A 19,532-nucleotide genomic window follows, 5' to 3' on the forward strand; every position below is an offset into this window, starting at 1 on the left:
CGCCGCGGCCGCGGTCGGAGCCGCCGCCGTCGCCGTGGTGGCGGTCGGAGCCGCCGGTTCGCCGGCCGTCCCGGCGGGCCGGGGACGCGGCCGGAAACGTGTGACGGGCGCGTCGAGGTCCAGCCATCCCGAGGTCGAGCCGTCCCACACCGACCCGTCGCCGAAATAGCGTGGAGTCAGGTATTCGAATTCCTGGCTGCCGCCCATCAGATGGTCCACCGCGGTGAGATAGGCACGCACGTCCGCGCGTTCGCCGAGTGGTCCGGACAGCAGCTTGTCGCGGGCCTCGACATACGCCTTCTCATGGTGCGCGACCAGTTCGCACAGCTGGTTGACGGCGTCCTGGAGGCTGAGCCCGTCCCGTTCGATCAGGACCCGCACCACGGTCATCTTGTCGTCCTGCGCGTGTTCCTTCCGCCAGGACAGCAGGTCGTTGATTATGATCATCTGCCGGCGGCAGTGGAGGTGGACCTCGACGAGCTGCGGCAGCAGGCCGCTCATGTCCACGGCCGTGCCGTATTCCGTCATCAGCTCGATGAAGTCGCAGCCGAAACTGTCCAGCCGTACCGCCAGGCAGCTTTCGTAGTCCGGGACGCTGTCGGTCAGCTTGGCGTGGATCTCCGTGGCGCACCCGCGCAGGAACGCCTCCAGCGCGGCGGTGAACCGGGAGATCTGGGCCGGGCTGAGGCCGGGGCTGATCCGTCGCCACAGGTCCCTTGCCGCCCGGCCGTAGGCGGAGTTGTCGGCCGGGCCGCCGCCACGGCCGTCACCGCGGCCGTCGTCGCCGTCGCCGTCGGCGCGGAAGTCGGCAAGGATGCCGGTGAAGATCTCTCTGGCCGCGGTGTCGTCGGCGCCGAGGGCCGACCGGTCCGAGACGAAGCTGTCGATCACCGTCACGTACTGGTACCAGTCGGCGATGTCGACGGCCCGCTGTTCGTCGGCGTCCGGCACGGTGAGCGGGCCGTAGATCCCGTTCCGTTGGCGCAGGAAGAACAGCAGGTCCTCCTCGGTCGCGAAACACTCGCCGAGGTATGCCCGCACCCAGCCGTTGGAGGCGAACTCGATCTGCGCGGCTTTCGGATGATAGGCGAACGGGAGGGAACGCGGCAGCTCGGGGAGAAAGAACTCCCGCGCGGACGGTGTGAGCGCGTCGGACGGGGTCGCCACCAGGCCTGTTTCCATGATCACTCCTCATCTGATACCGGCGTGCTGAACAGGCCGTCCCACGGTTCCAGCGGACGGCGGGCAGCTTTCTCGTTTTGTGGATGGCCCATGGGCGGGCATACCGGTGCCCGCGCCGGGGAACGGGCACCGGTATGCGGCGTGAATTCCCTGTGTGAACACAGGAAAGCCGTGGGTGTGGGCCCGGCTTGCAATCGTGGCGCCGGCGGGTATGGCCGGGAGGCTCGTATTCCGGGTACCGCCGGGCCCGCGGATGCCAGGTGAGCATCGGTCGCCGCGCACACGGCCGCCGGTGTCAGGTGCTGGGTCTGTGCCCCGGCCGTGACCGGCCTGTTTCGTGGTGATGGCGTCGTGCCTCCACGAAATAGCTGGTACTCCCGGTGCGGCGTGCTGTTCCCGGCATCGGGGCAGGGCCCTGGGACAGCGCGGATAATGATCGGAAGAAGGGCCTGTCCGATGATGCGGGTGGATGTGCCTGCTGTTGGGCGCGGTGGTTCCCGCCACCTTTCCGGGTGGCGCGGGAGATCAAGAAGTCATGGCCGATAAACGACTCCGGTCGAAAAGGTCGGGGACACTGGCGGGGCGAGGTTCCCGGAATGGGGCTGGATCAAAGTTGCTGGCCGCCCCGCCGTTGGAGCCGTCCCGCTTTCGTTGATCGAACGAACCGCGCAGGGCAGAGAGTACCATGAAATCCGCATGTGCGGAAGTGACACATCAAAAGATCCGTGGATACGTAAATTTAACCGGAGAAGCTCCGCGGATGAGTATGTGCATATTGCATGATCGTAATAACGGAAAGTAATGTCCGTGGATTGGAAAGGCGTTGGCCAACATGCCTTCGGAAAAACCCGTCCCGTTGTCGGTGCTCGACCTCGTGCCGCTCACCTCGGGCTCGACGGCCGGGAACGCGTTGCGCAACGTGTTCGATCTTGCGCGGCACGTCGAGCGTTTCGGCTATGCCCGGTACTGGTTCGCCGAGCACCACCTGGCCCCGAGCGTCGTATCCGCCGCGCCCGCTGTCCTGATCGCCCTGGTCGCGGCCGCCACCCAGCGGATCCGGGTCGGGTCGGGGGCGGTGCAGACGGCCTACCAGACACCGGTCGTCATCGCCGAGCAGTTCGGGACGATCGCGCACATCCATCCCGGGCGCGTTGATCTCGGGCTGGGCCGTTCGAGTGTGGGCAGGTTCGCCGGCGCGGCCGCCGGGACCGCCGGGACCGCCGGAACCGCCGGAACCGCCACGAGCCCGGCTGCCGGGCCATCGGCGACGGCCGGGCGGCCCGCGTCCCGGCCCCGGGTGGTCGACGGCCTGCTCATCCCGGCGCCACCGACGTTCCTGTTCGACCCCCGCCGCCTCCGCCAGCAGCTGGAGCTGGCCGGATACCGGGAGGGCGCGGACGACGACTACACGCGGCAGGTCCGCGACATCCAGGCGTTCGTCCGCGGCGATTACCTTACCCCCAGCGGTGTGCACCTGCGGGCGCCCGCCGCGGAGGGCGCCCGCAGGTGCAGCTGTGGATCTGCGCGGTGAGGGCCGGGGAAAGCGCGCGGACCGCCGGTGCGCTGGGACTGCCGCTGGCCGCCAACTATCATTCGATGCCGTCCGCCGTGCTCGACACGGTCGCGGCGTACCGCGCCGCCTTCCGGCCGTCGCGGACGCTGCGGGAGCCGTACGTCATGGTTTCCGCGGATGTCGTCGTCGCCGAGGACGCCGTAGCCGCCCGCCGGCTGGCCAGCGGCTACGGCGCGTGGGCGGCCAGTATCCGTCGAGGCGAGGGCATCACCCCGTACCTCACGCCAGCCGAGGCAGCGGCCTACCCGTGGACGGAACAGGAACGCGCGACCGTCGCGGACAGGATCGACACCCAGTTCGTCGGCTCGCCCGCGACCGTCGTCCGCAGCCTGCGCACGTTGTGTGACGTAACTGGGGCCGACGAACTGCTCATCACCACGGTCACCCACGATCACACCGACCGGGTCCGGTCCTACGAACTGCTCGCCCAGGCCTGGTCACAGCCCACCTGACGGAAGCCACCCGGGTGAGGCCATCGCGGCACGGCGAGATCTGGACCGTACGCCGGTCGGCACCGTTTGATCCCGCCTGCATTATGCAGGCATTATGTAGGCATGCCTATTGCTGTGACGATCCGCGACGTGCCGGAAGACGTCCGAGACGCGCTGGGCCGGTATGCCCAGCAGCAGGGCCAGTCCCTCCAGGCTTTCCTGCTCGCGCTGCTCACCCGCCAGGCCCGATTCGCCTGGAACCAGGGGATTCTGGCCGCCGTCGGGCGTGAGCTCGAGGCAGGGGGCGGCGCCGGCATCACGGCTCCGGACGCCGCGCACGTTCTCGCGGCCGCCCGTGCCGAGCGCGACAGTCAGCCGTTCGCTGCCGGCGACATGGAGTGATCGTCGTCGATGCCTCCGTCCTGGCGAACGCGCTCGTCTACGCTGACGACCGTGGTCGCCGGGCACGGGTGGCCCTGGAGCGTGACACCGAGTGGGCCGCGCCCGAACACTGGCAGGTCGAGGTGTTCTCCGTGATACGAGGGCTCGCACTCGGAAAAAAGATCAGCGATGATCTGGCGCACCGCGCCGTCGCGCGCCTCTCGCAGCTCGGCATCGACTCCGTACCTGTGGATCTTCTGCTGGCGCGCATGTGGCAACTGCGGTCTGGTGTCAGCGCGTACGACGCCGCGTACGTCGCCCTCGCGGAGGCTCGGGACCTCACGTTGGTGACCTCGGATGCCCGGCTGGCAAAGGCTGCGACGCTGTTCTGCGCCGTGCGCCTGATCGCGTAACGATCTTCTTGTGCTGGACGGGGCAGCGTCCGCCGGCGGATGGCGGCGGGCGTGGGTGGGGCGGGGCCGAATGGGGCGTGGGTGGGGCGGGGCCGAATGGGGCGCTGGCGTGCCGCTGCTTCAGTTCATGAAGAACATACGTCTAATTGATAAAAATCATATGCCAAGTTCGGTTTCGTCCAGGAAGAATGAGCTAAGCGTGGCGCCGTTAGGATGGCAGGCACATCCCGCGTCCCGGAGAGCTTCGATGACTCGACTGAGCACGTCTGTCGATCGTGCCACGGCCCTGCTCACGAACGCGAACCTCGCTGCGGACGCGACCGTGCGCGAGCCGATGCTCATCCTCAGCCGCTTCCAGCGGTGGGGCACCAGGTGGTGTTCATCGTCGGTGACATAACCGCCAAGATCGGTGATCCCAGTGGCCGCTCCGACGAGCGGCCCGCGCTGACCGACGAGGACATTGCCCGCAATCTTGCCACCTGCCGTGAGCAGGTCACCCCGTTCTTCGACTTCGCCCGCACCCGGTTCCGCCACAACGGCGACTGGCTGCGGGAGGTCAGACTGCCGCAGCTGATCGAGGGCACCGACGGCACCGGGGCCAAGATGAGCAAGTCCAAGGGCAGCTACGCCTTCGGTGACGTCGAGAACCTGCCCGAGGTCGCCGGCCTGGGGCAGTCGGTGACCGACGCGGTGAAGGCGCTGGGTTTCGCCAGGAGCAACGTTGACGTCCGCCGCGTCGCCCAGCAGAACGGGCTGCGCCTCGTCGTCGAGGCCGAGGGCGGCCAGGGGCAGATCACGCTCACCGCCGACGAGGCCCGTGAGCCCCTCGCGGCCCTGGTCAAGGACAAACTCGGCGACCGGAGCGGCGACTACTACCTCAAAGTCGGCCGCAAGCTCGCCCGGATCACCGTCACCTCATGATCTCATGTGTGCGGGGCGGATCGGCTAGATCTTTGTGCTGGTATACGGCTCAGGCGGTGTAACCGCGGCTGGAGTCGACCAGGCCACCGCCACCGCCGAGCACGGCGACGAACTCCTTGGAAACCACCGGATGCGAGAACATCGGGTAGTCCTTGGTGATGGCGTTGTCGTGTTCCTCCACGGAGGTTGCTGCAACGCAGTCGGTGAGCGTGAGGACGTTGAAGCCTTTTTCATACGCGGTCCGCATTGTGGACTCGACGCAACAGTTGGTGAGAAAACCGCCGAGGGCGACGTTTCTGATGCCCTTGCCGCGGAGGATGAAGTCGAGGTTGGTGCTCATGAAAGCGTCCAGCCCGCGTTTCCCCTCGACAAGGATGTCACCGGCGGCGGGCGTGAGAGCCGCGACGATCTGCGCGCCCCACGAACCCTTCACGAACGCGTTGCTCTCGACGACCCCGGCGAGGATGCCATACGGCTTCGCGCTGATCTCGCCGTAACCCTCCACGAATGAGATCGGGACGTGGATGACCGTGGCACCCGCCTGGCGGGCCTGTTCGGCTGCCGCAACGGTGTTGCCGAGCATTCCCGTCCGCTCCATGACCTCCGCCACCGCGCCGTGCAACGCGCCGCCGGCCGTGGTGAAGTCGTTCTGGAACTCGATGAGGACGAGAGCGGTTTCGGCTGGATTCAGACTCATCGGGCCTCCTGCGGCAGTCGGCGGGCATCGTGTCGCATCTCACGCTAGCCGGCTCTCGCGGTATTTGCCAGCTGTAGCGGGATTCCTGGCGACACGCGGTTCCCGGCGTTGCCGATCCGGGCCGGCTCCAGGAGGTGGAACTCTCGGGGTGAGAAAGGCGGCCCCGGGTAGATCGTTTGCTTTTGGATGGCCGATGATCATCGTGTCGTGAGCTGGAGCGTTCTGTCTCCGGCCGCCCTTGCCTGTCTTACCTGGCTTGCCTGCCCTACCTGCAATCCGCCGCGTCCCCCGGGCATGGTTCGGGCGACTGGCCGGAGGCGAGCAGGCCGATGGCCACACGCCGCAACGCGTCGGTGAGGATCACCTGCTCGTCGGCGTTCAGCGGAGCGAGGACGTGCCGTTGGGCCAGGTTCAGGCGGGCCGTCATCTCCTCGTGTCGGCGCAGCCCGGCATCGGTCGGCCGGATGAGCCGGGCACGCCGGTCGGCCGGGTCGGGACATCGTTTGACGAGGCCGCCGTGTTCGAGATCGTCGATGAGCCGCACCATGACCGACCGGTCGATGCCGAGGCGGCGGGCGACCTCCAGCTGGTTGCGGGCGCAGTCGGTCGCGGTGGCGGACAGTATGTGCAGGCCGCGGAGACCGCCGGGGAAGTCCCCGACGGTCTCCTGCGCGGCCTGCAGGAAGCCGTTCAGGACCTGGGTCAGCAGCCAGCCGAGGTCTTCGTGGACTTCTTCCGGCAACTCGGCAGCGGCGGCGGCGGTGTCGGTCCCCGATCCCGACGTCGCCTTCGACGTCCCCTCCGCGTCCGAGTGCTCCACCCCCTCATCCTACTGCTTGCGATCTGAGATATTCTCTGTCAGTGATACGTGTAGTCGCAGACGATCGTGACTGCACACCGTTTTGTCACGCATCTGTTGGCTCGACTGTCGGCCCGATCGAGGGGATCACATGCCCACACTCCTGCACATCGACTCAAGCGTCAGCCCGGCATCGGAGTCCCGGGCCTTCGCCGGCCGGTTCGCCACCGCCTGGACCGAGAGCCACCCCGGCGGCACTGTGACCTATCGTGACCTCGCAGCCAACCCGCCCTCGCACCTCGGCTGGGACGGCATCAGCGCTTCGGTGACCTCGGCGGACGAGCGGTCACCGGAGCAGGCCGCGGCCTGGGGCGGGCGTGAGGAGCTCATCGCCGAGCTTGAGGCGGCGGACGCTCTGCTGCTGTCCGTCCCGATGTACAACTGGTCGATCACGTCGACGCTCAAGGCGTGGATCGACGCCGTCGTCGTCGTCGACCGGACCGTCAGCCTGTCGGGCGGGCCCGGCGTGCTCAATGGCAAGCCGGTCACGGTCATCACCGCCCGCGGCGGGGCATACGGCCCGGGCACCCCCCAGGAGGGCAACGACTACCAGGAGCCCTACCTGCGTCACGTGCTCACCGCGCTCGGCGCGACCGACATCGACTTCATCAACGTCGAACTGACGCTGGCCACGGTCAACCCGGCCCTGGCCGATCTCATCCCACTCGCCGAGCAGTCACGCGCGACAGCGGAGAAGGCGGTAGCCGCCCGCGCGGCAGCCTGAAGCACCAATCCGATAACTACAAGTAGCAACAAAATCGGTAGCTGACGTCAACAGGCGCCGGCCGCCAAGGAAGATCGCCGCAGCTTTGTCGTTGTGTACGCCAACAGGGCCGAAAGGCGTATCGAACGGCAGACTCCGCTGGATCGTTCTCCGTACGGGTGGGCGGGGACGAGCCGGCCGGCGCGTCTGAGGTGTTCGTGCTCGGGCGCGCCGGCGATCCGCCGCCGGCGATCCGCCGCCGGCGTGGCGAAGCTACGTGAAGCCGTGAAATCGCGGACCTCACGGGCGCAGCGGCAGCGCCTTGCCCGGGTTGAGGATGCCGGCCGGGTCGAGCGCCTGTTTGATCGAGGTGTGCAGCGACCGCGCCACCGGGTCCAGTTCGTCGGCCAGGACACGGCACTTGAGCACACCGACACCGTGTTCGCCGCTGACCGTCCCACCGACCCGCAGCGCGAGGCCGAGCAGGTCGTCGAACGCGGCGAGCGCGCGCCGCCCGGCGTCCGGATCCCCGCGCGGATACACGATCATCGGATGCAGGTTGCCGTCCCCGGCATGGCCGAAGGTGCCGATCACGACGTCCCTGGCCGCGGCGATGCGTTCGACACCACTGACCGTCTCGACGATGCGTGAGCGCGGGACGGCGATGTCGTCGAGCAGCCACGCGCCGAGGCGTTCCAGGGCGGGGAAGGCGAGCCGGCGGGCGGCCAGCAGCATGTCGGCCTGTGCCGCGTCCTCCGAACGGTAACTCTCGGTAGCGCCAGCGGCCGCGCAGACGCTGACGACGGTGTCGGCCTCGGCCTCGCCCGCCTGCCCCGGCAGGTCACTCTGGGCGAGCAGCAGCGCGGCGGCGGAGGAGTCCAGGCCCATGGGCTGGAACCGTTCGACCGCGGCGAGCGTCGTTGCGTCCATCAGCTCCAGCAGGGACGGCGTGGCGACATTCATGATCTTTTCAACCGCCCGGCCGGCGCTGACCAGGTCCGGGAACACCGCGACCGCCGTGGTCGGCGCGGCGGGCAGCGGACGCAGCCGCAGCCGGGCCTCGGTGATCACACCAAGGGTGCCCTCGCTGCCGACGAACAGGCTGACCAGGTCGTAGCCGGCCACCCCCTTGAGAGCGCGGCGCCCGACCCGGGTGACCCGCCCGTCGGCCAGCACCACCTCGAGGCCGAGCACGCAGTCCCGGGTGCTGCCGTATTTCACGCAGCACAGGCCGCCGGCGTTCGTCGCGATGTTGCCACCGATGGTGCACTGCTCCCGCGACGCCGGATCCGGCGCGTACCACAGGCCGTGGGCGGCGGCGGCCTCGCGTAACCGCTGGTTGATCACCCCGGGCTCGACGACCGCGTACCCGTCGGCGGGACGGATGGACCGGATGGCGTCCATCCGGTCCAGGCACAGCAGCACGCACCCGTCGACCGCGTTGGCCCCGCCGGACAGCCCCGAGCCCGCGCCGCGGGGGACCACCGGCACGCCCCGGCCGTGCGCGACGCGCATCACCGCCTGGACCTGCTCGGTGCTCCGGGGGAAGACGGCGACGGCCGGCTGCCCGGCCTCCGCCCCGCTGGCCTGGTCGTGACGGTAGGAGACGAGCAGATCCGGGTCGGTCACCACGGCGCCGTCCGGCAGCCGCGCGGCGAGGGCCGCGGCCAGTGCTTCCCCGGTTGTCCGCATCGACGTCACCCAGCGACAGTAGAGCCAGCGGAACGAGAACGGGAAGCGGTGCCCGGGCGGGCAGGCAGCGCCCCGCCTTCCCGGGCGTCCCGCGGTGGCCCGGCCGTCCTCGGATACCCGGCGCGCCGGCTCCGGCCGGCGGCCCGGGTGGAATGCTCCGGCCACCCGGCGACGATGGCCGCGTGACCGGTGGTCACGTCCGGTCCGGCTCGGGGCCATATAGTGTCCGTGGACGCCGGCCGGGAGGATTCGCATGAAATTCGAGCTGTTGAAGGCGCACGGTTCCAGCAACGACATATTCGTTGTGGACGGCCGGCCCGAGCGGATTTTCTCGACACCGGCCGAGGTGGCGGATTTCGTCCGGCTCGTCTGTGACCGGCGGGGCCCACTGGGCGGTGACGGCCTGTACTTCGTCGATGATTCACCGGCGGTGCCGGAGGCGTTCTTCTTCAATCCGGACGGGTCGTCGGCCAAACTGTGCGGCAACGGCCTGCGGTGCGTCGGCCGGCTTGTCCTCGAACGCCGGGGGGCCGACGCGCTGGACGTCTCGACAGGTGGCGGGCGGTTCCGGGTGGAGAGGATCCCGCAGGTGGCCGCCGGGGTGTGGAGTGTGGCCGTCGAGCTTCCCCCGGTGACGTTCCGCGCGGCCGACGTCCCGGTCGTGACCACGGGCGCCGAGCACGTCGACACGGTCATCCCGGCGCTGCATCCGGCGCTGCGTCTCACCGGGGTCGCCGTCCCCAATTCGCACCTGGTCGCGGTCGTCGACGACTACGACGAGAACGAGCTGGTCGCGGTGGGAAGCGCGGCGGCGCGCCTGCCGGCGGTTCTCCCGGCGGGCGCCAATGTGTCGTTCGTCCGGCCGCTCACCGCGCCGGGGGAGATCTTCGTCCGTACCTTCGAGCGCGGTGCCGGGCTGACGCTGTCCTGCGGCTCCGGCGTGGTCGCGTCCCGCGCGGTGTACTCGCGGCTCGGCCACGCCCTGGCGGGCGAGGCGCTGCTGGTCCGCAGTCCGGGTGGCTGCGCGCGATCCTTTCTTGTGCCCGCCGCGGATGGCACCCTGACCCCCCGGCTGGAGGGGAACGCGACATTTGTCTACCGCGCCGTCGTCGACGTGGAACAGCTCGCGTACGCCGAACCGGGAGATCTGGACCTCGACGTGCTGACCGACGAGATCTCCGCCTACGACCTGTTCCAGGAGGACAACCTGCGGGCGATCCGCGCCGCCGAACCAGCCCAGCCGAACCAGCCCAGCCGAACCAGTAGGTGAAAAAAGCCACCCTGGCAGCGTTTTCCACCTACGCGTTCCGCGTCCGTAGGTGGAAAGCGCTGTGATGACGGCTTTTTCTGCCTGCGGCCGGCTCTTTTTCTGCCTGCGGCTGGCTACTGCTGGCCGAGGCGGTAGATGGAAGGCGTCGCCATGGTGGCGCCCTCCACCTACCCGGATGGCGCGGATGGTTCCTATGCGCGGCTGATCAGGCGGGGCGGTCGCTGGGGCCCGACTTGATGGCCTCCACCAACTGGCCCAGCTTCTCCTCGGGCAGCTTCCGCGCGAGGTCCGCTTCGCTGATCATTCCTACCAGCTGGTTGTTCTCGATGACGGGCAGCCTCTTGATCCGGTGCTCCATCATCTGTTGCAGGACCTCGTCGACGTCCGCGCCCGCGTCGATGTAGAACGGCCTGCCCTGGCTGAGCTCCCTGGCCCGGGTCGCCGCCGGGTCCCTTCCTTCGGCGAGACATCTGATCACGATGTCGCGGTCGGTGATGATGCCCTGCAGCCTGTTGTCGTCGCCACAGATCGGCAGGGCGCCGACACCGAGGTCCCGCATCCTGCGGGCGGCGTCGACGAGGGTCTCGCTCTCGCCGATGCACTCGGCGTCCCGGTGCATGATTTCCTGTGCCGTGGTCATGCGGCTCCCTTCCGCGCGCCCGCGTTCTCGCCGCGCGCTTCACGTCTGCGTGACCACCTGGTGGTGCCACCACGTGAGGTGGCCTGTGCTGCCGGGAGGCCTCGGGCATCCGGGAGGCCGGGGAGCCCGGCTGGACTGGTGGTACCCCGCCATCTCCGGTCGCATGCTGTGCGCGGATATGTTCACGCGTGTGACATGCCTGGTCGCGGGGACGATCTGTGATTGGTTGTCGTCACGGCAGGACTGTTGTCGGATTGGTGACAGGCAGACGAGGAAGGCCGATGACAGACCAGGACCGGACCGGGGCCGGATCGGGATCAGAGGAACTGGTAGCGCTATGATATAGGCCACAAAAACATCGATCCTGGATCACCCAGGGCAATACGGGAGGCAGTGGAACGCCGAGGACCGGCGGGCTGGCGACCCCCTCCGTCGCCAGCCCGCCGGTTTCGGGCTATCTCTTCTCCCCCCGGATACTGCCCCCCCACCTCGGCCCCCCAGCCGAGGTACGCCCCGGCATCTCCAGGTGCCTGCCGGTGGGCGCAGAACAGATCCTGCCGGGCTCGCGGGAGCCCGAACAGGGCGCCCCCGCACCGGAGCAGGGGTGCTCCCCCGAGGTCCGGGCGTTCCGGGGCCCCGGGAGCGCCCGCGGGATCATCGTCGGACGGGATGGGACGGGATGGGACGGGGCATCTCGGCAGACCGTCCGGACCGGCCGCTGGCGGAAGGCGGCGCGGAAGACGGCCTGGAAGGTGATTCGGACATGACAGCCAGCAGGTCTTTTCGTGGCTAGGCTCATCGGGTCGGCATGAAAGGGGCGGCGAAGACGCATGGTCCCACGAGGGATACCGGACGCGGCGACACCGGCGGTCGTCGCGAGGATCATCGCGGGCGGACGGAGATGGAATCTCGCAGCGGGCCGGCGGCTGACCTTCGGCCGGGCCGGCTGTGACATCCCGTTCGGGGCCGATCCGCAGGATCTGCTTGTCTCCCGCCGGGCCGGGACGCTGGCCGAGAGCGAAGGCGCGATCGTCATCAGCAACACGGGTCGGCATCCCCTGCTCCTACTGACCGCCAGTGGCGACACCCATCACATCGTGTCACCGGGCACGGCCCTGTCCGCCGGGCTGGCCGAGTTCCACATCGTCGCCGTCGGCACGGACGGCGAGCGTCACCAGATCGGCGTCGTCCATCATCGCCGGCGGCAGGTGCACCGCGATCAGGACACGATGCAGATCTCCGTCCGTCTCACCCAGACCGAACGCCTGCTGCTGGTGGCGCTCTGCGAACCGCGGCTGCGTACCGGTGACAACCACGCGCCGTTCGCCACGTACCGGGAGATCGCCCGCCGGGTCAGCCGCGACGACAACTATGTCCGCTCCCGGCTTGCCACCGTGCGCGGCAACCTTGCCGGGCAGGGGATACCCGGGCTGCTACGGGACGAGCCGGGGCCGGCGTCGCGCCGGCTGCCCGACTACATCGTCCGGCTCGGCGAATGGGTGATCGCCGCTGGTCTGGTGACCGTGGACGACCTTGAGCTCCTGAGCCCGGACGGCTCCAGGCGAGAGGGCTAGGAGGCGACAGAACCAGGGCATGTCAGACGGATCCGCGGTCGTCCGGGTATGGCCCGGGCGGCTGCGGATCCGTCGGGGGTGGCCCGCCTGCGACGGCCTGGGCCGCAGGTGACGGCGTGTCCGTGTCCCGGGCCCGGCGGCGCAGGGCGCGGAAGAACACGCCGCCGCCGATCAGAGCCGCGGCGGCCACCGCGAACACACCGGCCTGGGTACCGGAAACCGGCAGGGCACCGTCCGCGTCCCCGCCGGCTTCCCCGGCCGTGCCCGCGTCGTCGGTGCCGTCCGCGGTGCCGGCGGCGTCCACCCAGACCATGCCGACGGCCTTGCGCTCCTCGGCATCGGCCGGTTGCGCCCCGACGGCGCCGCCGGCCCGCCCGGTGTACGACGCCGTGTCGGCCGCGTCCTTCGGCGTTCCGGTGGCGGTCAGATAGTGGTCCCCCTGGGTGGGCAGGGTCAGCCGGATCGCGAAGCTGCCCGTGTGGTCCGCGGTCACGGTCCGGGTGCGCGCACCGTTGTCGTCGATGGTGATCGTGCTGCCCGGCGCGAAGCCGCAGCTGCTGAAGAGCACCGACCCGCCCGCCAGGACCCGTTCAGGGCCGACCGAGGCGAAGCTGACCGGACCGGCGCAGTCGGGAAGCTGGTCCTGTAGCTGCTGGGCGGTGGCCGGTGACCCCAGCGTCGCGCTGAGGGTCAGGCCGCCGCCGAGCAGCAGGGTGAGGGCGACTACCCGGAAGTTCATGGAGGTACTCCTCCTGCCGCGGTCTCGTCAGGGGCAGGTGCTGCCAGGGGCAGGTGACGTGAGGACTACGTAGCGGGGGCTACGCAGCGGGGGCTACGTAGAGGGGGCTACGTAGCGGGACGAGTGAGGGACGACGTGAGGGACGGCAGGGGGCTCGGCGTGACCGGCTCACCGCCCTGGGCCGCATCCGATGGATCTTCGACCGCGTGGGCTGCGTTCGGGCAGCCACTCGCCGTCAGATCTCCGTCGGACACGGCCTGGGCGGCGGTTGTCAGCCGGCGCGGACCGGGATGATCGCAACGGTGACCCGCAGCCGCCCGCTGGGGGCCTGGCCGACGGCGGTGAGCCTGAGCACACCGCGCGTGGGCGGGGCCGTCAGCGTGGCCAGGATGAGGCCATCGCCGTCCGCGGTCGTGCTCCCGTAGTACTGGAAGTTGCTGTAGAGCTGGACGGTCGAGCCGGGAGCGTAACCACATCCACCGAAAGTGAAGGACGCGTTGGTTACGACCGGGCTCGGTGTCACCGTGCCTCTGTCCAGGAAGCCGGTGCACCGGAAGGGGGGCGGATAGGGCTGGGCGACGGCCGGGGACGCCGATGTCACGCCGAGCGCCAGCAGACAGCCGGCGGCGAGCAGAGCCGCTCCCAATCGACGGAATCTCATGGATGTACTCCCACTGTCGGGTCTGCTGGTATAAGCAGCCTGAACATGAACACTGTCAGCTTATAGATCGCTACTTTCCGTGTCTATGCTACTCGGCGTGTCATCTGGGATTCTGTGACCATGGGGCGACAGAACGTATACCTGATGTGGTGACGGTTTCAGGGACGGCGAGTGGCTGCGGCCGCAGGAGCAGGACCGGCCTGGCCACCGGTTCCCAGATCCGCAGCACCAGCGTGCGGGTCTGCCCGCGGTCGACCGACAGCGGCGTCGAAAGCACCGGATGGCCCCGCTCGACGCCACGGCGCAGGTGGACGGGAAGCCCGTCCAGGGTGGCCGCCTGTAGCCCGCTGCCCACGCCGGTGTACACCGCCAGCGACAGCAGGTTCTGCGCGTCCGGGTTGCCCGCCGGGGGTGCGCCCTGCCCGAGGGGCCCGGGCGGACCGGCGCCGGGCGGACCCGCGCCAGGCTGACCGGGAACAGGCTGGTCGCTCCGGTTGCGGACGTAGGCGCTCAGCCCGGCCGGTGCCGCGTTCGTGACCCGTATCGTGATCGTTACGTCCGCGGAGCCGTCGGGACGACGGACACTGCGGTAGTCGGTGCCGCGCCGCAGCCAGTAGTCGAGTTTGCCGGCCGCGGCATTCTGCGTCACCACCGCGAGATAAGGGCCGTCACCATCGGGGAGCGCGCCGCCCAACGCGGTCGTCGCAAGGATTCCCTGTTCCGCCGGATGGTTGCTGGATACCAGCAGACGCCCTTCGGTGGCGGCCCGCCCCAGCGCGGACAGCAGCGCCGAGGTGTTTCCCGCGTCGGACGCGGCCGCGTCGTAGACGGCCCGCCCCACGGCGGCGAAGAAGTCGTCCCGCTGCCGGGCGTCGCCGATCTCGGCGTACGCCCGTGACTCCACGAGCTCGACGAGCGAGCCGGCCGGGACGCTCCGCCCGCCCGGCAGGACCGCCGGCCTCGTCGCGGCCAGCAGATAGGACAGCGTCGTCGGATCGACACTGACCGTCCCGTCGACGCGCACACCCGTGCCCGCCTGGTAGAGCGCCGTGTAGAAGCTGCCGACGGTCGGGTAGTGCGGGGTGAGGTTGGCGTTGGCCCAGACCTGGGTCGGCCACGCGTCCGCGTACATGTTCTCGAGCTCGGGCGGGAGCGCCATGGCCGGCACCCGCTGGGTCGGCCCGCCGGGCAGGTGGCCGTTGCCGGAGATGCCGGTGAGCTCAAGCCTGCCGTTGACGGCGGTCAGCAGGCCGAAGGCCCCGATGATGCCCCCGGTGGCCCGGGACTCGGCCGGGTTCTGGACGACCAGCAGGTAGTGGCGCGGCCCGTCGGCGCCCATCATCGGCGGCACCAGCCGGGTCGCCAGCTCCAGCGTGGCGGCGGCGCGCTCGAGCCGTTCGGCGTGGCGCAGACCCTTCTGGCGGGCGTCGGCGAGCCCGAGGCGGGCTCCGGTCGCCCCGCAGCCCGGCGTCGCCGCGAGCCGCCGGCGGAACTGGCTGATCGCGGCATGCGTGGACGCGGCGGCCGGCCGGGCGGCCGCGATCCGGCCGGTGTCGATGGTGGTGCCGGTGCGCAGGGCGTCCAGGTCGAGGACGGATCCGGTGGGGTCCAACAGGGCGCGCGAGTCCTGGAGCAGCTGGTCCAGCGCGGTCACCAGGGAGCGGACGGAGCGGCTGGGGCAGCCGACCGCCGGGACGTGGCCGGCCAGCGCCCACAGCGGGTCGCCGGTCAGCTCCCGGGCGGCCGCGGTTTCCGTGGCGATCATGTTCACCCGGGCGCGCAGCGCGTCACCGGACGGCTTGTCGCCGGCCTGCAGCGCCTGGTCCAACGCGGCGATCTCGTTCTGGGCGGTCCGCAGATGCGATCGCGCGAGCAGGCCGCGTACCGCCGTCCATGACACCGCCAGCGCCAGGAGCAGCACGAACACGGCGATGCCGAGCAGCGGCAGCCGCGCCCTGCCCAGCCGCCGCCGGGCCCGCTCCAGCGGCGGAGGCTGCTCCGCGTCCGCGGCCTGGGCCGGAGGCGTGGTCACCGTCGACGCGGCTCCGGCCCGGGCGACAGCCGCGGCCCAGAGGGCGGCTCGGGCCCGGCGGCGGCCGCGGCCACCGTCACGAGCGGGAACTCTCGCCTTTTAGCAACCTTCTGCTTCTTCATGACTCCGCAGCGTAATAACTGCGGATGGTGCGTGTACAGACCGGCTCTGCGCCGGTTGCTGCCTCTGGTTGCTTTCAGCTATGTTGTCATGGATTGTCCATATTGTCACGGATTGCCGCGACGTCCTGACGGGCTATGCGTGGTGGTCGGCCCGGTGGGCCGGTGGGGTGTGAGTGGACGCGCTCGCCTGGTCGCGGGGGCTGTCCTCCTCGTCCGCGGGGGTGATGACCTCGGCGGGCACGGGAGTGTTGCGGATCTCCTCGATCTCCTCGGCCGACTCCACCGAGACCTTCGGCAGTATCCGGTCCAGCCAGGACGGCAGCCACCAGTTCGCCTTCCCGAACAGGTGCATGAGCGCGGGCACCAGCAGCGCCCGGACGATGAACGCGTCGATGAGGACGGCCACTGCGAGCCCGAGGCCGAACAGTTTGATCACCCGGTCGGCCCCGAGGATGAAGGACGCGAAGACAAGAGTCATGATCGCGCCAGCGGCGGTGATCACGCGGCCGGTCTCGGCCTGCCCGAGGGAGACCGCGATCCGGTTGTCCCGGCGCACGAGCCACTCCTCGTGGATCCGGCTGACCAGGAACACCTCGTAGTCCATGGACAGCCCGAAGAGGATGGCGAAGAGCATCACGGGCAGGAAGGGCTCGACCGGGCCGCCCTTGACCCCGATGAGGCTCGCGAGCCATCCCCACTGGAAGATCGCGACGATCACCCCGAACGCCGAGCCGACCGCCAGCAGGTTCATCACCGACGCGGTCAGCGGTACGACGACACTGCGGAACACCGCCATCAGCAGCAGGAAGGCCAGCGCCACGACCACTCCCATGAACAGCGGGAGCTTGCTGGTCAGGACGTCGGAGAAGTCCTGGTAGGTCGCGGTCACACCGCCGATCTTGATGTCCAGGGCGGTGCCCGCGGTCACCCGCGGGATGGTCGTCTCGCGCAGCCGCCTGAGCAGCGCGGCGGTCCTGGCGTCCTGCGGGCTGGTGGCCGGGAACAGCGCCACGATCGCGGCCTGCCCGTTCGGGCTCGGCTGTACCGGTGAGACGAAGGCGACCCCTGGCTCGGTGCGCAGTTCGGTGACCACCGTCTCCAGGGCCGTGAGGCCGGCGGGGGAGTGGATCTCCGTGACGAGGCTGAACGGCCCGTTGAACCCGGGCCCGAACCCGCCGACCAGCAGATCGTAGGCGCGCCGGGACGTCTTGGACTGCGATCCGTTGCCTTCGTCGGCCGTGCCCAGCCGCAGCGAGAAGAACGGCAGCGCGGTGATCATGATCAGGGCGGCTGACAGCACGGCGTAGACCGCCGGGCGCCGTTCGATCCGGCGGGCCGAGCGCCACCAGAAGCCGGACGCGTGCTCGGGCTCGGGGCCCATGTGGGCGAGCTTCACCCGCTCGGCCCGCCCGAGCACCTTCATCCCGTAGAAGCTCAGCAGCGCCGGGAGCAGCGTGACCGCGGTGGCCATGGTCAGCGAGACGGCAAGGGCCGCGGAGACCGCGACACCGTAGAGGAAGGTGACCCCGAGCGCGTACATGCCCAGCAGCGCGATGCAGACGGTCATCCCCGCGAACAGGACGGCCCGCCCGGAGGTGTTGATGGCGGTGACGGCCGCCTCCTCCGGGGTCTTGCCCGCCCGCAGGCCGATACGGTGCCGGTTGACGATGAACAGCGCGTAGTCGATGCCCACGCCCAGGCCGATGAGGGTCGCCAGTGTCGGCCCGAACTGGGCGACGGACATCACGTGGGAGACCAGGCCGATGCCGGCCATCCCGACACCGAGCGCGATGACCGCGGCGACCAGGGGCAGCGTCATCGCCAGCAGGGTCCCGAAGGCGATGAACAGGATGATCGCGGCGGCCACCACCCCGAGCAGTTCGCTGGTGTTCTGCTGCGGCTGTTCGACGATGGCGACCGCGGTCCCGCTCATCTCGACCTGCAGCGCCCCGCTGTCGGCAGCGCGGGCGGTGTCGATGATCGCTTTGAGGTCGGAGCGGGGGATGTCGACGGCCTGGTCGTCCAGCGCGACCGTGGCGTAGGCGGTCCGGCCGTCCCGGGTGAACTGGCCGACGCCCGGCGGGTCGTACGGGCTGATCACGGCGACCACGTGTGGCAGGCGCGCGACCCGCTCGAGCATCGGGACGACGTCGGCTTCGAGCAGCGGGTTGTAGAGGGTGCCCGTGCGGGCGTGCAGCACGATGCTCGCGGTCTCGCCGGCGGCGGCGGGGAACTCCCGTTCGAGCAGGTCGATCGCCTGTTGGGACTCGGTTCCGGGAAGGGAGAAGTTGTTCTTGTAGTCCGTGCCGGCAGCATATGCGGCCGTCCCGAAGCCGAGCAGGGCTGCGAACCACAGCAGCAGGACGATCCAGCGGTGACGGAAGCACCAACGCGCGAGCGATGCCACGGGTTTCCCCCCGGGTCTGGGCCGATGGACGGGTCAGGGTCAGCGCAGAACGCCGGTGTCCCCGGGCGTTCTGGGCGATCGGTCGGTCGGGGTAGTCTACCGATCGGTCAGTAGGAGGGGATATTGTCAGGATGGCTACAGGTTTCCGCTCCGGACCTCCCGCGGAGAGGGGTGCATGGCGACGATGCCCGGTCGCGCGCCGCGTTCTCACGCTGCGGACACACGTGACCGGATCCTTGCCGTCGCCGTACAGCTGTTCAACGAACGAGGTTACGCAGGGACATCAATCCGTGACATTGCACAGCGCCTTGGTATGACGAAGGCCGCTCTCTACTACCACTTCGCGTCCAAGGACATGATTCTGGACGCGGCGGTGCGGCCGTTCGTGGAGGCGTTCGGCCATGTGAGCGATCTCTCGCGCGTTGATCCACCGGTACCGGCTCGGTCGATCATCGAGGGACTGGTCGAGGCGATGGCCGGTCCGGGCGCGCTGCTGTCCGCCTTCGTCGACGATCCGTCAGTGATCTACCGGCGGATCGGCAAGGGTGACATCGCCTCGTACCGGGACGCCATCGTGACCGCCCTGGCCGGGCCGGAGCCCACTCCGTCACGTATCCTGCGGGCCCGCTGCGCGGTCGCCTGTGTGCAGGCAGGCATCTTCGGCGCCGCGCTGGAGCGGCGGACGCTGGCTGCCGCCGGCGCCGGGGCCACCGGCGCCTGCCTCGGGGAGACCTGCCCCGGGGAGGCCGGCGCCGGCCGGCCGCTCGTTCCGGAGGACGTCCGGCGCGAGGTCGTCGAAGCCGCTCTCGGCGCTCTCGGCGCTCTCGGGCCCGCCGGGGACGCTCTCGAGCCTGCCGGGGACGCTCTCGAGCCCGCCGGGTAGGCCATCGACGCCGGCGGCGTCCGCCCGGGCTCGTCCTCGCCTGTCTCCTATCCGCTGCTGCCCTGTTGCTGCCTGGGCTGCCCGGGGACTCTTGCCGGGGCACCTCGAGCCGGGCTACCGGCGGTGCGAAGACAGATCAATATACTACTTTTAGTAATCTAGAAATATCTTTTAGTAGTGGACGTACTGTGGCCGGGTATCCTGCTGATGATGCTCCGATCACGTTACGTGCTTTCGGTGGTGACCCTGGCGATCGCTGTCGGGGGCGCCGCCTGGCTGTGGGCGCCGTGGTCGCAGGCCGCTCCGGTCCGGTCGCCGCCGTCGGCGGGGGGCCCGGCCGTCGGCCCCGCGG

17 protein-coding genes and 1 pseudogene are annotated in these 19,532 nt (G+C 69.8%); 9 read left to right on the forward strand and 9 right to left on the reverse strand.

The window, feature by feature from the left end; all coding sequences use genetic code 11:
* A partial coding sequence (locus NBX02_RS05535; RefSeq protein WP_250290283.1) for a terpene synthase family protein occupies positions 1-1,182 on the reverse strand: 1,182 nt, incomplete at its 3' end.
* Positions 1,183-2,014: 832 nt separating this feature from the next.
* On the opposite strand from NBX02_RS05535, the pseudogene NBX02_RS05540 reads away from it, so the two are divergent.
* The 5 genes and pseudogenes from NBX02_RS05540 to NBX02_RS05560 form a co-directional block, all read left to right on the forward strand.
* Positions 2,015-2,299, forward strand: a pseudogene (locus NBX02_RS05540) (LLM class flavin-dependent oxidoreductase); the annotation flags it as partial.
* Positions 2,300-2,562: 263 nt separating this feature from the next.
* Positions 2,563-3,207, forward strand: coding sequence for an LLM class flavin-dependent oxidoreductase (locus NBX02_RS05545; protein WP_250290292.1), 645 nt, complete (start codon positions 2,563-2,565; stop codon positions 3,205-3,207).
* Between the two features lie 102 nt (positions 3,208-3,309).
* The gene (locus NBX02_RS05550; RefSeq protein ID WP_250284545.1) at positions 3,310-3,588 is read left to right on the forward strand and encodes a FitA-like ribbon-helix-helix domain-containing protein; all 279 of its coding nucleotides are present in this window, start codon (positions 3,310-3,312) and stop codon (positions 3,586-3,588) included.
* Positions 3,585-3,980: a type II toxin-antitoxin system VapC family toxin gene (locus NBX02_RS05555; protein ID WP_250284544.1), complete on the forward strand. Its 396-nt coding sequence runs from the start codon at positions 3,585-3,587 to the stop codon at positions 3,978-3,980. The genes NBX02_RS05550 and NBX02_RS05555 overlap by 4 nt, the downstream gene beginning before the upstream one ends.
* Positions 3,981-4,340: 360 nt before the next feature.
* On the forward strand, positions 4,341-4,901 hold the full coding sequence (locus NBX02_RS05560) for a hypothetical protein (protein WP_250290285.1): 561 nt from the start codon (positions 4,341-4,343) through the stop codon (positions 4,899-4,901).
* A gap of 49 nt (positions 4,902-4,950) precedes the next feature.
* On the opposite strand, the gene NBX02_RS05565 is transcribed toward NBX02_RS05560, so the two are convergent.
* On the reverse strand, positions 4,951-5,598 hold the full coding sequence (locus tag NBX02_RS05565; protein ID WP_250284541.1) for an isochorismatase family cysteine hydrolase: 648 nt from the start codon (positions 5,596-5,598) through the stop codon (positions 4,951-4,953).
* Between the two features lie 265 nt (positions 5,599-5,863).
* Entirely contained in the window at positions 5,864-6,418 is a 555-nt protein-coding gene (locus tag NBX02_RS05570) for a MarR family winged helix-turn-helix transcriptional regulator (RefSeq protein WP_250284539.1), read from the reverse strand.
* A gap of 130 nt (positions 6,419-6,548) precedes the next feature.
* Between NBX02_RS05570 and NBX02_RS05575 the strand changes: the two genes are divergently transcribed.
* Positions 6,549-7,181 carry an NAD(P)H-dependent oxidoreductase gene (locus NBX02_RS05575; protein ID WP_250284537.1) on the forward strand — a complete coding sequence of 211 codons (633 nt, stop codon included), beginning with the start codon at positions 6,549-6,551 and terminating at the stop codon, positions 7,179-7,181.
* Positions 7,182-7,460: 279 nt separating this feature from the next.
* On the opposite strand, the gene NBX02_RS05580 is transcribed toward NBX02_RS05575, so the two are convergent.
* On the reverse strand, positions 7,461-8,852 hold the full coding sequence (locus NBX02_RS05580; protein ID WP_250284536.1) for an FAD-linked oxidase C-terminal domain-containing protein: 1,392 nt from the start codon (positions 8,850-8,852) through the stop codon (positions 7,461-7,463).
* Positions 8,853-9,105: 253 nt separating this feature from the next.
* Here NBX02_RS05580 and dapF point away from each other — a divergent pair, with 253 nt between their 5' ends.
* On the forward strand, positions 9,106-10,122 hold the full coding sequence (gene dapF / locus NBX02_RS05585; RefSeq protein WP_250290286.1) for a diaminopimelate epimerase: 1,017 nt from the start codon (positions 9,106-9,108) through the stop codon (positions 10,120-10,122).
* Positions 10,123-10,327: 205 nt separating this feature from the next.
* Here dapF and NBX02_RS05590 read toward each other — a convergent pair whose 3' ends face one another.
* Positions 10,328-10,762, reverse strand: coding sequence for a CBS domain-containing protein (locus NBX02_RS05590; protein ID WP_250284534.1), 435 nt, complete (start codon positions 10,760-10,762; stop codon positions 10,328-10,330).
* Between the two features lie 830 nt (positions 10,763-11,592).
* Here NBX02_RS05590 and NBX02_RS05595 point away from each other — a divergent pair.
* Entirely contained in the window at positions 11,593-12,336 is a 744-nt protein-coding gene (locus tag NBX02_RS05595; protein WP_250290288.1) for a hypothetical protein, read from the forward strand.
* A 22-nt stretch (positions 12,337-12,358) separates the two neighbouring features.
* On the opposite strand, the gene NBX02_RS05600 is transcribed toward NBX02_RS05595, so the two are convergent.
* From NBX02_RS05600 to NBX02_RS05615, 4 genes are all read right to left on the reverse strand, one after another.
* On the reverse strand, positions 12,359-13,075 hold the full coding sequence (locus tag NBX02_RS05600; RefSeq protein ID WP_250290290.1) for a hypothetical protein: 717 nt from the start codon (positions 13,073-13,075) through the stop codon (positions 12,359-12,361).
* 271 nt (positions 13,076-13,346) lie between these two features.
* Positions 13,347-13,736, reverse strand: coding sequence for a hypothetical protein (locus tag NBX02_RS05605; protein ID WP_250284530.1), 390 nt, complete (start codon positions 13,734-13,736; stop codon positions 13,347-13,349).
* A 100-nt stretch (positions 13,737-13,836) separates the two neighbouring features.
* Entirely contained in the window at positions 13,837-15,768 is a 1,932-nt protein-coding gene (locus NBX02_RS05610; protein WP_250284528.1) for a DUF4012 domain-containing protein, read from the reverse strand.
* Positions 15,769-16,023: 255 nt separating this feature from the next.
* A complete protein-coding gene (locus tag NBX02_RS05615; protein ID WP_250284526.1) occupies positions 16,024-18,297 on the reverse strand; it encodes an MMPL family transporter in 2,274 nt (757 codons plus the stop codon).
* A 184-nt stretch (positions 18,298-18,481) separates the two neighbouring features.
* Between NBX02_RS05615 and NBX02_RS05625 the strand changes: the two genes are divergently transcribed.
* A complete protein-coding gene (locus tag NBX02_RS05625; RefSeq protein ID WP_445548279.1) occupies positions 18,482-19,180 on the forward strand; it encodes a TetR/AcrR family transcriptional regulator in 699 nt (232 codons plus the stop codon).
* Positions 19,181-19,532: the final 352 nt, after the last annotated feature.

It is taken from the genome of Protofrankia sp. CiP1_Cm_nod1 (assembly GCF_920888515.1).
Classification (GTDB): domain Bacteria; phylum Actinomycetota; class Actinomycetes; order Frankiales; family Frankiaceae; genus Protofrankia.

Bases quoted from the DNA above. Each gene is read 5' to 3' on its own strand.
- NBX02_RS05550 (WP_250284545.1), top strand. From the start codon at position 3,310: ATGCCTATTGCTGTGACGATCCGCGACGTGCCGGAAGACGTCCGAGAC.
- NBX02_RS05565 (WP_250284541.1), bottom strand. From the start codon at position 5,598: ATGAGTCTGAATCCAGCCGAAACCGCTCTCGTCCTCATCGAGTTCCAG.
- NBX02_RS05575 (WP_250284537.1), top strand. From the start codon at position 6,549: ATGCCCACACTCCTGCACATCGACTCAAGCGTCAGCCCGGCATCGGAG.
- NBX02_RS05580 (WP_250284536.1), bottom strand. From the start codon at position 8,852: ATGCGGACAACCGGGGAAGCACTGGCCGCGGCCCTCGCCGCGCGGCTG.
- dapF (WP_250290286.1), top strand. From the start codon at position 9,106: ATGAAATTCGAGCTGTTGAAGGCGCACGGTTCCAGCAACGACATATTC.
- NBX02_RS05590 (WP_250284534.1), bottom strand. From the start codon at position 10,762: ATGACCACGGCACAGGAAATCATGCACCGGGACGCCGAGTGCATCGGC.
- NBX02_RS05595 (WP_250290288.1), top strand. From the start codon at position 11,593: ATGGTCCCACGAGGGATACCGGACGCGGCGACACCGGCGGTCGTCGCG.
- NBX02_RS05600 (WP_250290290.1), bottom strand. From the start codon at position 13,075: ATGAACTTCCGGGTAGTCGCCCTCACCCTGCTGCTCGGCGGCGGCCTG.
- NBX02_RS05605 (WP_250284530.1), bottom strand. From the start codon at position 13,736: ATGAGATTCCGTCGATTGGGAGCGGCTCTGCTCGCCGCCGGCTGTCTG.
- NBX02_RS05625 (WP_445548279.1), top strand. From the start codon at position 18,482: ATGCCCGGTCGCGCGCCGCGTTCTCACGCTGCGGACACACGTGACCGG.